This is a genomic window from Bacteroides sp. OF04-15BH (genome assembly GCF_003477995.1).
GTDB lineage: Bacteria > Bacteroidota > Bacteroidia > Bacteroidales > Bacteroidaceae > Paraprevotella.
Map to the genome: position 1 here is coordinate 184,162 of NZ_QUEM01000001.1, position 13,421 is coordinate 197,582.

The following is a 13,421-nucleotide window of genomic DNA, read 5'->3' on the forward strand; positions in this document are numbered from 1 at the left end:
ATTTCCCGGCTTCCCGGTGCTGGGGCACCTTTTGTTTTTATGCTCAAAAACAATAAAAAGTTTTAATAAAGCGTGCCAGAATGGGAAAGTTGGCAAAAAAAATTGTAACTTTAAAATTGCAATCGAGAGGCGGAGCCTTATATCCCCTCCATAAGAAGAAACTAACAGATTAAAAACCAACATGAAAGGATCTTTAAAACTGATGACAGCCTGCTCTTTGACGTTGGCTGTTGCATCGTGTAAATCATTGCCGGCAGATATGCTGGAAGGTGAATGGAATGCAGTGAACATTTCGGGTCAGAGCATCACTCCTTCGGACCAGACTCCGTATTTGGGCTTTGACATGACAGAAGGCCGCTTGTATGGCTTTAATGGCTGTAACCTCTTGATGGGAAGTATCGATACCAAGGCTTTCCTGAAGGGTAAGGTGGATTTCTCCAAGATGGGCTCAACCATGATGGCTTGCCCCGACAATAAATATGAGCAGCTCTTTACTCAGGCTGCTGCCGCTGCCCGTAAGCTGGAATTGCAGGACGACGGCTCTCTGGTGCTGAAAGACGAAAACAAGGAAACGGTAATGCAGTTGGCCAAGCGTGTGTTTGCTCCTGAGGCGCTGGACGGTGAGTGGAACGTGATTCAGATCCGTGGCGAGATGATCAGCCCGGCCGAGGACACTCCGTTTATCGGATTCAAGGTAGCCGACAATCAGCTGTATGGCTTTACCGGATGCAACCGTATGACCGGAACTGCCGACTTTGCAAAGATCGTGGCCGGTGAGCCTGATTTCGGTAAGATCGGTACTACACGGATGGCCTGCGCCGACGACAAGTATGAAACCAAATTCCTTCAGGCGCTCAATGCAGCGAAGAAGGTGAAGATGGGATACAACACATTCAGCTTGCTCGACGAGAAGGGAAGCACGCTGTTGATGTTCCAGAAAAGATAGTAAGTAAAAAAGAATTGATGATAGTAGATGCGATGGGTTTTAGAAAAGAGTTTTTCTAAAGTCCATCGTTTTCTTTATTCCGCATAAACAAAACGAAGTATATTGCCGATGAACGCCCAGATGCCCACACTCATCATAAACGGACTGACCACCGGTTACCGTTCCAAAAACAAGACCCACATCGTGGGGGCAGACCTCACCGCTTCCCTTTATTCCGGTGAGCTGACCTGCCTGATCGGTACCAACGGTTGCGGCAAGTCCACATTGCTGCGCACGCTGACCGCTTTTCTGTCTCCGTTGTCGGGGCAGATTGTGATGGGCGGGAAAAATCTGGCGGACTATTCACGCGAGGAGCTGTCGCGCCTCGTGGGGGTGGTGCTTACCGACAAGGTCGATGTGCGCGACCTGCGGGTGCGTGAACTCGTGGCTATGGGACGCATGCCCTATACCGGATTCTGGGGCCGCCTGTCGAAGGAAGATCATCTGTTGGTGGATGAGGCTATCGAGCGGGTGGGAATCCGTGCGCTGGAACACCGTCCGGTGCATTCACTGAGCGACGGTGAGATGCAGAAGGCGCTTATCGCCAAAACTTTGGCACAGGAAACCCCTTTTATCTTTCTCGATGAGCCGACCGCCTTTCTGGACTATCCCAGCAAGGTGGAACTCTTTCTGCTTCTGAGACGTCTGGCCCGTGAGAAGCAGAAAACCATCTTCCTTTCTACACATGATCTGGACCTGGTGTTGCAGATGGCCGACCGCCTGTGGCTGCTTTCCCGCGAACAGGGATTGCAGACGGGAATTCCCGAGGATCTGGTGGCAGACGGGGTGCTCGACGGTTTCTTTCCCCATCCTCACCTCTGTTTCTCTCCCGGACAGATGGCCTATCAGGTGCAGATGCCGCTTCCGGAAACGCAGACCGGAAGTGTCGCGATAGAAGGAGAAGAAGGGCTGGTCCGCGATTTGCTGTGCCGTGCCCTGCGCCGTGCCGGAATCGCCAGAGCCACATCCCTTGCAGAAACTTCGTTTGTGGTGCATATTGCTGCGGATGCGCCCCGCTATCGACTGACAAAAAAAGCGGATACACTCCTGAAGACCGATCTGATTGAAGAACTGCTTCAGGGCATATCCGCCTGTATTTCTGTTTCGGAATAAGAGCCGTTTATCTTACGGCTTTTCTTCTTTTGCGTTTTCGGGTGCGTTTGTTGTGATTATACCGTTTGATTCTTTTCGAAACGGCATAGACCACAAAGGCACCTACGGTGGCCAGAATGATGATGACCACACCCCCGCCAAGATTGTCTCCCTTTACGTGCGACCACATCTCGAGAACGGCTTCCGTATGCTCTCCCGAGTCGTGAATCATGGCGCAGCGTGCCACCACACTGCTGTCGGGATACTGGATGGGATTGATGTGTACCCGCCGTGCTTCCGGTCCGAAGAAGTAAGCCAGATTATAAGTTTCCTTGATTTCCGGATCGGTCTGTGCCTCCAGAACTTCTGGAGTGGCCACAGCGCTGACATATCCTGTAGCCTCCATATTGGCAATGGCTACCTCCGGCTGGCACAGATAATTGATGAAATAACGCGCAGCCTCGGGGTTCTTGGCATACTTCGGAATCACCCATCCGTCATACCACACGTTACTGCCTTCCCGGGGCACCTCGTAACCCAGATCCACTCCAACGGCCTGAGCCTCGTCGATGGCCCATACGGCGTCACCGCTCCAGGTCATGTTCAGATAAGCCTTTCCCTTGGTCATCATTTCCTTACCGAAATCCGCTTCCCAACCGGCGATGTTCGGTTTCATGCTTTTCAGGTTGTCTTCCACCTGCCGGATAGCCTCTGGCGAGTAGTTGTTCATCAGGTCCTTTACCTTTAATTCCCCTTGGAGCAGCTGTTTGCGGTTGGCATAAATCAGTGCGGTGCCATAGGCGTCGCGGTAACTGTCTTTCATCAGCAGTTTGCCTTTGAATTTGCTGTTCCACAACGATTCCCAGGTTGAGGCTTCTTCGGGCGTCACATATTTCTTGTTGTAGAGAATGCCGGCCGTGCCCCACATATATCCCACGGCATAGCGGCTGGCCCGTTTGTTTCCGGAGCTCAGTTCGTCCAGTTGCTGCCGGATGTATGGCGACTGGTTGTTCAGATAGTTTTCTCCGGCAAAGTTCGTATCAATGGGTTGCAGCAGATCTTTCTTCAGCATGCGTTCGATGATATATTCCGAAGGGCACACCACATCAAAGTCTTCATGGCCGCGTTCGATTTTCGTCAGCATGATCTCATTTATGTCGAAAGTCTGGTAAATGATCCGGATTTTCTTTCCGGTCTGCTGTTCATACCATTTCGGAAAGTCCATCAGCACCTGTTCGTCTATGTAGTCGGCCCAGTTGTAAACCTTGAGGATTTCCTCGCGGGATTCCTTGTTGTAGCAGGCAGTGAACAAAGGCAGACAAACGGCCAGCAAGAGTGCTTTTATATAAGAAAAGTATTTTTTCATTGATTCTTTTTCTTGTCTGAACGACGGTTAATGAAAATGAGTAATACCAGCACCAGCACAAAAATCAGGCTGGAGAGCGGGCGCAGTTCCGGAGTGAGTCCGCCTTTTCGCGCATCGGCATAGATGTAGGTCGAGAGCGTTTCCAGTCCTTCATTGCCGATGGTGAAAATCGTCACGGCAAAGTCGTCGATAGAAATGGTAATGGCCAGCATGAAACCGGAGATCATTCCCGGCAGAATCTCCGGGATAATCACTTTGCGGAGTGCCTGCATCGGTGTTGCTCCCAAGTCGAGCGCCGCTTCATACAGATTCGGGTTCATCTGCTTGAGGCGCGGCATCACGCTCAGAATCACATAGGGCGTGCAGAAGGTGATATGCGCCAGCACCACTGTGGTGTAGCCTTGCGGAATGCCCAGCGATACGAACAGCAGGAACAGCGATATACCCATAATGATGTCGCCGTTGAGAATCGGTATCTGGTTCACAAATTCAATCAGGCGGCGTGAACGGGCCCGCAGATTGAAGATGCCTATGGCGGTGATTGTACCCAAAAGGGTAGAAACCACACCCGTAATCAGAGCGATGGACAGAGTGTTCCACAAGGCATTGATGAGCGAATGGTGCGCACCGTCGACAAACAGCTTGCGGTAGAGTCCGAACGAGAAGCCGGTCCAGTTGCCCAGCACCTTTGATTCGGTAAAGGAGTACACCACGATGATGATGATCGGTGAGTACAGCAGCAGGAGCAGCAGCCAGAGATAACCCTGGCAGAGAATCTTCTTTACCATAAGCCGCCTCCTTCCTCATTTTCTTTCTTTTCATCCGTGAGCAGTGTCGTTGCTCCGATGAGGAACAGCATGATCAGCGACAGGGCCGCACCGTAATTCCACATGCTGTTGTTGATATTCTCCTGAATGGTTGTACCGAACAGCTTGATGTTGTTCATGGTCAGCAGTTCGGCAATGGCAAAGGTGGAGATGGTGGGCATGAACACCATGACAATGCCACTGGCTATTCCCGGCAGAGAGAGCGGGAAGATGGTTTTCCAGAACACCTGGAAAGAGTTGGCACCCAGATCCTGCGCCGCTTCGATATAGCTTTGGTCCATCTTCTGCAAGGTGTTGTAGATCGGATAGATCATAAACGGCAGGAAGTTGTAGGTCATACCAAAGATCAGTGCGCCTTCGCCCAGCGGCAGACTGAAAAAGTCGAACAGAGCCACGGTAGCCAGGGTACGGATCAGGATGTTCATCCACATGGGCAGGATGAACAGCATCACGATGGTCTGGGCATAGCCCGATTTGAGACGGCTCAGGATAAAAGCTGCCGGATATCCCAGCAGGATGCACAGAACCGTGTTGATAATGGCTATTCCGATGGAATAGATAAATGTGTTGATGGCTTCGGGATGCGCCATGAATTTTCTGAAATTAACCAAAGACAACTGGCCGCTCTCATCGGTGAAGGCAAAATATACGATCAGAAACAGAGGCAGAACCACAAAGAAAAAGGCAAAAATCAGATAGGGGAGTGTCCAGCTTTTGCGGGAACTCAGAAACCGATATAAATTCCTTATGCTCACGATTTGTTCTGTTTTTTAGGATTTCGGAATAATGGTGATGGATTCGCGTGGAATGGTAATACCCACGTGGTCGCTGTTGTCCCACACATCGTGGGTGTCAACGAAAATGTCTTCCTGCCAGTCGGAGGCTACAGTCAGATGGTAGTGGTCGCCTTTATAGAGAATGAAACGCACGTCGCCTGTGAGAGTTCCGTCGTTTTCATCATCTTGCAGGATGATTCCGTCAAAAGGCACCTGTACGGTTACCGGGCTTCCGGCAGGAATCTCATGCTGTGGGCGGCATTCGAAACTGCATCCCAGAAATTCCACATGAGTGGCATCAATCAGGGTTCCTTCGAAGGTGTTGCAGGTGCGCTCCTTCTTCATGATGTGAATGTCATCCGGCTTGACTAACAGGCCTACCTGGCTTCCCGGATCAAACTTGTGGTAATCGTGAACGATAAATTCATATCCGTTGGCCATCACAATCATTTCATAATGCACCCCTTTGAAGATGCACGAAGTCACTTCACCGGTAATCTGTGCCGAGTCGGACACCGGGAAGATGTAAATATCCTCCGGACGGAGTACCACGTCGACAGGAGCATTACAGCCGAATCCCTTATCCACGCAAGGCACCTGTATGCCGGCAAAGCTCACGATCTGGTCTTGAATCATCGTTCCGTTCAGAATGTTGCTCTCACCGATAAAGTCGGCTACAAAAGAGTTGACCGGTTCGTTATAGATGTCTGTTGGAGAACCGATCTGCTGGATCTTGCCTTCGCTCATTACGACGATGGTGTCGCTCAGTGTCAAGGCTTCCTCCTGGTCGTGGGTGACATACACAAAGGTGATGCCCAACCGTTTGTGCATCTCCTTCAGTTCCATCTGCATGTCCTTACGCATCTTCAGGTCGAGCGCGGCGAGCGGCTCGTCCAGAAGCAGTACTTCCGGCTCGTTGACAATGGCACGGGCTATGGCTACACGCTGCTGCTGACCGCCCGAAAGCGAGTTCACGTCGCGGTATTCATAATCGCTCATGGAAACCATTTTCAGGGCAGCCTTCACCTTTTTCTTGATGACTTCCTTGTCCATCCCTTTCAGCTTCAGGCCGAATGCGATATTGTCGTACACGTTCAGGTGCGGAAACAAGGCATATTTCTGGAAAACGGTATTTACGGGACGCTTATGAGGCGGGGTCTGGGTAATCTCCTCACCGGAAATATAGATATTTCCCTCCGAGGTAGTCTGGAAGCCGGCAAGCAGACGCAGCAGAGTTGTCTTTCCACAGCCCGAGGGGCCGAGGATAGTAACAAACTCCCCTTTTTTGATATTCAGGTTGATGTGGTCCAAAGCAACTTTTTCTCCGAAGAATTTGGATACATCCTTTATCTTGATGATATATTGATCGGTCATATTCGGTTTCTGTTTTTGTTTCTGTCTGCAAAGTTACATTATTTTCGTCAGTAAACCGTGTTTTGCTTTCAACTAATATACAGGCATGGATATAAAAAAAGGAGACGAACTTCTCAGTACATCTCCCATAGCTAAATGATTCGTGTCATTGTGGTCTTTTCAATAATAAAAGTTCAGGGCCAGGAAAAGATATTCTTTTCCGTCTTTGCAGCCAGACTCAAATTGAATTTTGTTCTCACGAGCAAGCCATCCGATAGCTGCGTTCAAATCTCTGTCTGACAAGCCTGATTCCTTTTTCAGATCGCAGTATTCCCAGCGTTTGTTATTGTTCAGCAGGTTCCAAATGATGCCTGCATGAGCACCGATTGTGTTTTGGTTCATAATGATAGATTTTAAAAATGAAACAATATGTACAATGCAAATATAACCAAAACTAGCAACCTTCAATGATTTTTTTCAACTTATTTTGCGAAAAAAATATTGAAGTGTTGCTTTTATATGCTTTATGGCATAAAAGAAAAAGTATTCAGATGGTCCTTTATTACAAAATATTTCCAAAGGGGAGCTACCATCAGCGATTGCCTCAACTGATCGTTTTGCAACAAATCCCAGACTTCCTGTTCACTGAGCAAATGCACGGAAAGGTCCTCCGAGGCATCGAGATGCTGGTTGCCTACCTTTTCTACATCCAGGGCAAGAAAACAGTGTGTCAGATTATTGGTGGTGCTGGTATTTCCCGAAATATTCATCAGGGGAAGCCATCTTCCGTGCCCGTAGCCTGTTTCTTCGAGCAGTTCCCTTTGGGCAGCCTGAAGCGGTGTTTCGTTGGGTTCGCACACTCCGGCGCAGAGTTCGTAGCGCGTTTCTCCGAGGCCGTGCCGGTACTGGCGCACCAGGACGAACTCGCCCGAGCGGGTTATGGCGATGGTATTTACCCAGTCGGGATATTCCAGTACATAATAATCTTTGATTTCCTGTCCGTTGGGCAGCCGCACATGATCACGGCGCGCTGTAAACCAGGGTTCCCGGTACAAGTATTCCCGGTGCAGGACTTCCCATTTCCTGTCTTCGTTTTTTTCCATAAGCTTTTATAAATTACTGTTTCGCTGTTTCAGGATGATATAGATTACGGTGGGTGCTCCGATAATCGGAGTCACCACGTTGAGCGGCAGACTCCCTGAGGTGCCCGGCAGATTGCACAGCAGATTACACAACAGGCTCAGTGCACCGCCCAGCAGAATGGTGGCCGGCATGAGATACTGATGCTGTGCCGTGCGCAGCAGGATGCGTGCCAGATGCGGAACGGCCAGACCGATGAAAGAGATGGGACCGCAGAATGCCGTGGTGGTAGCTGTGAGCAGACCGGTAACCCACAGCAGCATGTTTCGGGTTCGTTTGATGGGGATACCCAGATTTTCGGCATAACGTTCCCCCAGCAGCAGGGCGTTGAGCGGCTTGATCAGCAGCAGCGCACCTGCCAGTCCGGCGAGCAGCAGCGCACTGAATGCCGGCAGTTGTCCGAGCGACACATTGCCGAAGCTGCCCAGTCCCCAGACCATATACGTGAAGACCCCGTCGGCCGATGCCTGATAATTGAGCAGGGCGATGGATGACGAAGTCAGATAACTGATCATAATACCCGTGATGAGCAGCATCATGTTGTTGCGCAATATGCTGGAGAGAAACAGCAGCAGAGCGATGATGAGCATGGCGCCGGCCAGCGCGGCGGCCACTGTCAGCAGAAAACCGTTGAGCGAAATCAGGTCGGTGGTGAGCGAGCCGCCCATAAAAAGGATGACCAGTGCCACTCCCAGACTGGCACCGCTGTTGATACCCAGAATGGACGGGTCGGCCAGCGGATTCTTGAAGCAGGTTTGCAGAATCAGGCCCGAAGCCGAAAGGGCGCATCCGCAGAGCAAGGCCGTGCAGGCTTGTGGCAGACGGTTGTCCAGCACAATGTATGCCCAGCTCGCTTTTTCGGTTTCGGCTCCCCAAAGGATGTGCCACACCTCGGATGCCGGGATGTGTACGGCCCCCCAGAACAGATTGGCCAGAAAGAGAAGCACTGCGGCCAGAACGCACAAGATACTGTATTGAGTTTCCTTTTTCATGGTATCGGGGTGAAATAACGGCTTTTTTCTCCCGGCAGCAAATCGGGATGAAGCAGGCAGATCAGATCCTTCAGCAGCAGCTGGGGTTGAAATGGAGTTTCCTCATAGAAAGGCACATACCGCGTGTTGCATCCGTAAATATGTTTGTCTTTCCAGGCCTTGAAGCGGGTGTACGGTTCATAGTCCTGCTTCAGCTGACGGTAGCTTAACGGTTCCTTTTGGTTGTATTTGATGAGCCATACCTCGGCATCTTCGGCCTGCTCGAGTACCGCTTCGAAGGGAAGAGGCAAGGCTCCGCTGTTTTCCAGATGAGCGAAGACATACCGGGCCCCGGCATCCTGATACAATTGTCCGGATGTGCTGTTTCCGCCCGGCACAAACCAGTTGGCTCCTGTTTTCATTTCGCAGAGCAGTGAGGGCTTATGCCGGCTTCCGGCCGCCAGCTTCTTCAATCGGTTATATTCCGTTTCGATGCTTTGGAACAAACTGTCGGCCTGATGCTCTTTGCCGAAGAGCATGCCGTAGAAACGCATCCATTCAGCCCGTCCCAGTGCGGAGCCCTCCATATAGTCGGCGCACTCTACGATGGGAATTCCCAAACTTCCGAGTTTTCCGTAGCTGCCGCTTTGTTCGAAAGGTGAAGGCATGAGAATCTCGGGATGCTGTTCCATGATCTGCTCTATGTTGGGGCTCATGCTGTTGCCATAGTTACGGACCGAGCCGTTTTGAAGCTTCTTCTGGAGCTCCGGATTCAGCATGTATTCGGCATCGCATACTCCGTCCACACAGTCGGTGGCCTGCAATAATTCCAGCAGACTGTAATGCACTGAGGAATAGACTACTGCACGCTCTACCGGAGTGCGGATGACCGTACCTTCGGGCAGCTGTTCCGGCAACGGCTGATTTTTATCAACCAATACATAACGGTGCAGGATTTTCTCTGGCTTCCAGGGATTCTGCATTACGACCAGGTTGAAGCTGTCCTGTTCGATCAGAGTGATCAGGCGGGCATATTTCAGAGGAATGGTATCTCCGTGCGTTTGTGTAGGGGAAGTGCTGCCGCTGTGGCAGGAAGCCAGTAGCAGCAGGAATCCGGCCACTGCCGGTAAGAGAGTTGCAAGTCTTTTCATTGTGTCTGTTGGATTATAATTTGGATTCAAAGATACGGATTTTAATCCAAACGGAAAAAAAACTGCCCCACGCTGTGTAGCGCAGGGCAGAATGCAATAAGGATTTATAATCAGGTTCTGATTTTCGTCTTTTCTTTTAGAAAGCGTATCCCAATCGGATCAGGAAGTTGCTGGCTCCGCCTTCTGTATGATCGTAGAGCTTGGCAAAACCTCTCTGGTAAGCGAAGTCCAGATTGATGTTCTGATACCACAAACCTACACCGATAATCAGACCACCGTCGCAACGTTTGTAACCTTCGATGTCACCAATTTTGGTTTCTGTAGAACCACCGAAACCCAGAATGTTTCCTTCTGTTTTTTCTTTACCAGCGATATCAGCGCTGAAGAATCCACCGATACGTCCGTCCAAGGCAATTCCGCCTCCCAGATCATATTTATAACCGATGGTCAATGGAATCTGAAGGTTGTGGGCACGCAGTTTGTAGCTGGCTGATGCATTCTTGTCGCCTTCTGAATACTTGTATCCGCGGCTTCCGAAGAGCAAACCGCTGTTCCAATACAAACCGTTCTTAATGTAGTTGTTGAACTCGATACCGACATTGTAGCCCGGATTCATTTCACTGTGTTCATAACTGTCGCCTACGAATTGGTTGGTTGCGAATCCGCCACGCAGGATAATGTCAGTCTGTGCATTTGCTGTAGCTCCCCACATCAGGGCGCCTGCCAGCATCATCATTAGTTTCTTCATACTTTTTTCTTGTTTAGTTTAGTTATCGTTATTTTCAATTTTAAAAGCTTTTTCTGTGCTTTTCTATTCACGAATGTACTAAATAAAAATATATTCCAATAATTTTATCGCATAAAAACACACTTTTTATACCTTTGTCACGGTATTTATTATATTTTTATAAGGTATGAAGATTTCTACGATTGTTTTTGATTTGGATGGCACTCTGATGGATACCTTGCAGGATCTGGCCGAGAGCACGAACTACGCTTTGCGTGCGTACGGTTTTCCGCAGCATGGTATAGAAGCAATCCGTTCGTTTGTAGGCAACGGAGTGCGCAAACTGATAGAGCGTGCAGTGCCGCAAGGCACAGAAAATCCTTTGTTTGAGGAGGTGTTTCGTACTTTCAAGGAGCACTATGTGGCTCACTGTCGGGATCACAGCGGTTTGTATGCCGGTATCTCCGAGATGCTTCAGGCACTGGCAGATTCGGGTTATCGCCTGGCAGTTGTTTCGAACAAATTGCAAGCCGGAGTTACCGAATTGCAGCAATACTATTTTTCATCCTGGATTCAGGTAGCGGTGGGAGAGCGTCCTGAAGTTCGGCGTAAACCGGCACCGGATATGGTTCTTCAGGCGGTGAATGAATTGGGAGCAGACCTTCGGGAAACGGTCTACGTGGGAGATTCGGATGTGGATATTGAAACGGCCCGCCAGTGCGGCATCCCCTGCATCTCGGTGCTTTGGGGATTTCGTGACCGTGACTTTCTGGAATCCTGCGGAGCCACTCATTTTGCAGCCACTCCGCAGGATATTGTCACCTTTGTTCAAAAAGGATTGGAATGATCATTTCCGGTCAGTCCTCCAGAGCATAGTCGATAGTGGTTACTACGCGTACCTTCTTTATATGCGGAGTATTCACGTCGCGGTCTGAAATAGAGAATTGTCCCTGATTGGCTTTCTTGATTTTGCCCAGCTTGCTATCCGAATCTTTTGCAAATTTTTCGGCGGCAGTCCGGGCATTTTTTGTAGCCGTTTCAATCATTTGCGGTTTGATGTCGTTCAGTCCGGTATATTCATACAGCACGCTGTAACGGTAAGGATCTCCGGTGATGGCGATGCCCTGCTTGAGCAGCTCGCTCTGTTCGTTGATGAGCTGGCGCACCAGTTTTACCTGATTGGAGGTAACGGTGATGACTGAGGTAACATTGTATCGGTGCGGTTGTTTGTTGCTGTTATATCGGTCGGCCTCATTATCGATGATATTGGGGGCGCTGATGCTGATCTCTTCGCTCTTGATGCCTTTCTTCTTCAGAAAGTCTATAATCTGTTTGTTGGTTTCCTGTATCTGCTGATAGATGGAAGGAAGATCGTTACCTAGCAGATTATAAGCCAGAGGCCAGGTCACTTTGTTGGCTTCCACTTCCATTTCGGCCAGTCCTTTCACATTCACAGTGCGGTCCTTTTCTGTGAAAGAAGTCAGTCCGGACTGAATAAAATAACCACTTACAGCCACTCCTACGGCCAGGATAGCTGTTTCGACGATGAATTTTGCCATAATTTTTTCTTTTAAGGGTCAGTTTGATAATAAGGTTATGATAAAAATGTTTTTGCAATCTTTCCCTGCAAAAATAGAGAAATATTTTTTGCTCTCTCTCTTTTTCCTTCCTTTTTTGATTTTTTGGCTAATGAGCCTTTCGGCTTTCACTTTGTTAGCTTTTTGTATGTTCTGCTGACAAAGCTTCTTGTGGAAAGTTTCTTTCCGGATGGATTGCTGCATAAATATTCTTTAGAGAGGCCATTCTTTTCTGCATATATACACTTTTTATTCGTTTTTTGGGGAGGAAAACAGTATCCGAGCAATACTTTGTGAGCCTGAAAAGATTACGATGTTTTGTGCAAAGCATGGTAATGAAGGTTTCATTTCATCAAAATCATTCTTTTTTCTCGGCTTCCCTTGTTCCAGAGAGAAGATAAGACGGTTCTTTGATTCTATTCTGGAAACTGTTGAATCGGCCTAATGCTCTGTACCTAGGAAGGTTATGCATTATTTCAGTACTGTGTGTCGCGTTTTTCTGCAACAATGATTAGCTGTGCCGAAAAAACGGAATCTCAGCATGTCTGTTTGACAATTTGTCATTTTGTCAAAACTTACAGAAAGCACTCCACCACCTTTTTCAGTACGAAAAATAGCGGAGGAACCAATAAAGAGGGGAGCAGATCCAGTGTCTTTATTTCTTTAATCTTCAAGATGCTGATGCCGGAGCAGAAAATCAGAATACCACCGACAATGGAGATTTCTGTAACCAAAGCATCCGAGATAACCGGGCCGGCCAGACAAGTAAGCAGATAGATGCTTCCTTGCCACAGGAATAATACCGGTGCAGCCAAAGCCATACCAATTCCATAAGTTCCGGCCAGCACCGTGGAAGTGACCAGGTCGAGTGTTGCATTGGTATAGAGATAGGTGTGGTCGCCATACAGGGCGCTCATGACAGGTCCCACGATGGACAGCGTACCGATACAGTAGAGAAGCAGTCCGGTGGTGAGTCCCTGTGCCAGATTGGATTTGGAATAACGGTTGATGAGGCCTTGAAAGCGGCGTTCCAGATTCAGTTTGGTACCGAGAAGTGAGCCTAATGCCAGGCTTCCGATAAACAGCACGGGATATTGACTTTTGGGCATGTGTGTGGCTACGGCATTGATACCCAGTGCCACGGCAGCCAGTCCCATAGCATTATAAAGCGCATTCTGATAGCGCGGTTTGATACCTTTCTTTAAAAAGCTGCCGGTAATGCTTCCGACAAGAATAGCGATTGTGTTTGCAATTGTTCCGATCATAGCGGTAAAGTTAATGAAAAAGCACAGAAACCGTATGGTTATCCCGATAATTTCTGAGGTAGACCCTCAAGAATAATTGTTTTGTAGTTAAAATGATATTATTATAAAATCATTATCCTTATTTTATTTGCAAATAATTCTATTATTATATATATTTGCAAGCGAAAATGATATGAAATAAAATTATAACA

At 48.8% G+C, this 13,421-nt stretch carries 13 protein-coding genes and 1 pseudogene; 3 read left to right on the forward strand and 11 right to left on the reverse strand.

Annotated elements, in window-relative coordinates:
* Nucleotides 1–181: 181 nt before the first annotated feature.
* Complete coding sequence (locus tag DXA74_RS00735) at nt 182–946, forward strand: META domain-containing protein (protein ID WP_118524915.1); 765 nt, start codon at nt 182–184, stop codon at nt 944–946.
* Between the two features lie 108 nt (nt 947–1,054).
* Nucleotides 1,055–2,098, forward strand: coding sequence for an ABC transporter ATP-binding protein (locus tag DXA74_RS00740; protein WP_118524916.1), 1,044 nt, complete (start codon nt 1,055–1,057; stop codon nt 2,096–2,098).
* 7 nt (nt 2,099–2,105) lie between these two features.
* Here DXA74_RS00740 and DXA74_RS00745 read toward each other — a convergent pair whose 3' ends face one another.
* From DXA74_RS00745 to DXA74_RS00785, 9 genes and pseudogenes are all read right to left on the reverse strand, one after another.
* Nucleotides 2,106–3,443, reverse strand: coding sequence for an ABC transporter substrate-binding protein (locus tag DXA74_RS00745; protein WP_118524917.1), 1,338 nt, complete (start codon nt 3,441–3,443; stop codon nt 2,106–2,108).
* Nucleotides 3,440–4,231: an ABC transporter permease gene (locus DXA74_RS00750; RefSeq protein ID WP_118524918.1), complete on the reverse strand. Its 792-nt coding sequence runs from the start codon at nt 4,229–4,231 to the stop codon at nt 3,440–3,442. The genes DXA74_RS00745 and DXA74_RS00750 overlap by 4 nt, the downstream gene beginning before the upstream one ends.
* The gene (locus DXA74_RS00755; RefSeq protein WP_118524967.1) at nt 4,225–5,019 is read right to left on the reverse strand and encodes an ABC transporter permease; all 795 of its coding nucleotides are present in this window, start codon (nt 5,017–5,019) and stop codon (nt 4,225–4,227) included. Before DXA74_RS00755 ends, DXA74_RS00750 begins: the two co-directional genes overlap by 7 nt.
* Before the next feature lie 21 nt (nt 5,020–5,040).
* Nucleotides 5,041–6,423, reverse strand: a pseudogene (gene potA / locus DXA74_RS00760) (polyamine ABC transporter ATP-binding protein); the annotation flags it as partial.
* 156 nt (nt 6,424–6,579) lie between these two features.
* On the reverse strand, nt 6,580–6,801 hold the full coding sequence (locus tag DXA74_RS00765; RefSeq protein WP_118524968.1) for a winged helix-turn-helix domain-containing protein: 222 nt from the start codon (nt 6,799–6,801) through the stop codon (nt 6,580–6,582).
* 122 nt (nt 6,802–6,923) lie between these two features.
* Nucleotides 6,924–7,502 (reverse strand): NUDIX hydrolase, encoded by a 579-nt coding sequence (locus DXA74_RS00770; protein ID WP_118524920.1) that lies wholly within the window; start codon nt 7,500–7,502, stop codon nt 6,924–6,926.
* 6 nt (nt 7,503–7,508) lie between these two features.
* Complete coding sequence (locus tag DXA74_RS00775; RefSeq protein ID WP_118524921.1) at nt 7,509–8,531, reverse strand: iron ABC transporter permease; 1,023 nt, start codon at nt 8,529–8,531, stop codon at nt 7,509–7,511.
* On the reverse strand, nt 8,528–9,661 hold the full coding sequence (locus tag DXA74_RS00780; protein ID WP_118524922.1) for an ABC transporter substrate-binding protein: 1,134 nt from the start codon (nt 9,659–9,661) through the stop codon (nt 8,528–8,530). The genes DXA74_RS00775 and DXA74_RS00780 overlap by 4 nt, the downstream gene beginning before the upstream one ends.
* A gap of 136 nt (nt 9,662–9,797) precedes the next feature.
* Nucleotides 9,798–10,409, reverse strand: a complete 612-nt coding sequence (locus DXA74_RS00785; RefSeq protein WP_118524923.1) for a porin family protein — start codon at nt 10,407–10,409, stop codon at nt 9,798–9,800.
* 166 nt (nt 10,410–10,575) lie between these two features.
* Between DXA74_RS00785 and DXA74_RS00790 the strand changes: the two genes are divergently transcribed.
* A complete protein-coding gene (locus DXA74_RS00790; RefSeq protein ID WP_118524924.1) occupies nt 10,576–11,235 on the forward strand; it encodes an HAD family hydrolase in 660 nt (219 codons plus the stop codon).
* 10 nt (nt 11,236–11,245) lie between these two features.
* Here DXA74_RS00790 and DXA74_RS00795 read toward each other — a convergent pair whose 3' ends face one another.
* The gene (locus DXA74_RS00795; protein WP_118524925.1) at nt 11,246–11,947 is read right to left on the reverse strand and encodes an SIMPL domain-containing protein; all 702 of its coding nucleotides are present in this window, start codon (nt 11,945–11,947) and stop codon (nt 11,246–11,248) included.
* Between the two features lie 593 nt (nt 11,948–12,540).
* Nucleotides 12,541–13,230 (reverse strand): DUF554 domain-containing protein, encoded by a 690-nt coding sequence (locus tag DXA74_RS00805; RefSeq protein ID WP_118524927.1) that lies wholly within the window; start codon nt 13,228–13,230, stop codon nt 12,541–12,543.
* Nucleotides 13,231–13,421: the final 191 nt, after the last annotated feature.

Excerpts from the sequence above, each read along its gene's own strand:
- DXA74_RS00735 (WP_118524915.1), top strand. The coding sequence starts at position 182 with ATGAAAGGATCTTTAAAACTGATGACAGCCTGCTCTTTGACGTTGGCT.
- DXA74_RS00740 (WP_118524916.1), top strand. The coding sequence starts at position 1,055 with ATGAACGCCCAGATGCCCACACTCATCATAAACGGACTGACCACCGGT.
- DXA74_RS00745 (WP_118524917.1), bottom strand. The coding sequence starts at position 3,443 with ATGAAAAAATACTTTTCTTATATAAAAGCACTCTTGCTGGCCGTTTGT.
- DXA74_RS00750 (WP_118524918.1), bottom strand. The coding sequence starts at position 4,231 with ATGGTAAAGAAGATTCTCTGCCAGGGTTATCTCTGGCTGCTGCTCCTG.
- DXA74_RS00765 (WP_118524968.1), bottom strand. The coding sequence starts at position 6,801 with ATGAACCAAAACACAATCGGTGCTCATGCAGGCATCATTTGGAACCTG.
- DXA74_RS00770 (WP_118524920.1), bottom strand. The coding sequence starts at position 7,502 with ATGGAAAAAAACGAAGACAGGAAATGGGAAGTCCTGCACCGGGAATAC.
- DXA74_RS00775 (WP_118524921.1), bottom strand. The coding sequence starts at position 8,531 with ATGAAAAAGGAAACTCAATACAGTATCTTGTGCGTTCTGGCCGCAGTG.
- DXA74_RS00780 (WP_118524922.1), bottom strand. The coding sequence starts at position 9,661 with ATGAAAAGACTTGCAACTCTCTTACCGGCAGTGGCCGGATTCCTGCTG.
- DXA74_RS00785 (WP_118524923.1), bottom strand. The coding sequence starts at position 10,409 with ATGAAGAAACTAATGATGATGCTGGCAGGCGCCCTGATGTGGGGAGCT.
- DXA74_RS00790 (WP_118524924.1), top strand. The coding sequence starts at position 10,576 with ATGAAGATTTCTACGATTGTTTTTGATTTGGATGGCACTCTGATGGAT.
- DXA74_RS00795 (WP_118524925.1), bottom strand. The coding sequence starts at position 11,947 with ATGGCAAAATTCATCGTCGAAACAGCTATCCTGGCCGTAGGAGTGGCT.
- DXA74_RS00805 (WP_118524927.1), bottom strand. The coding sequence starts at position 13,230 with ATGATCGGAACAATTGCAAACACAATCGCTATTCTTGTCGGAAGCATT.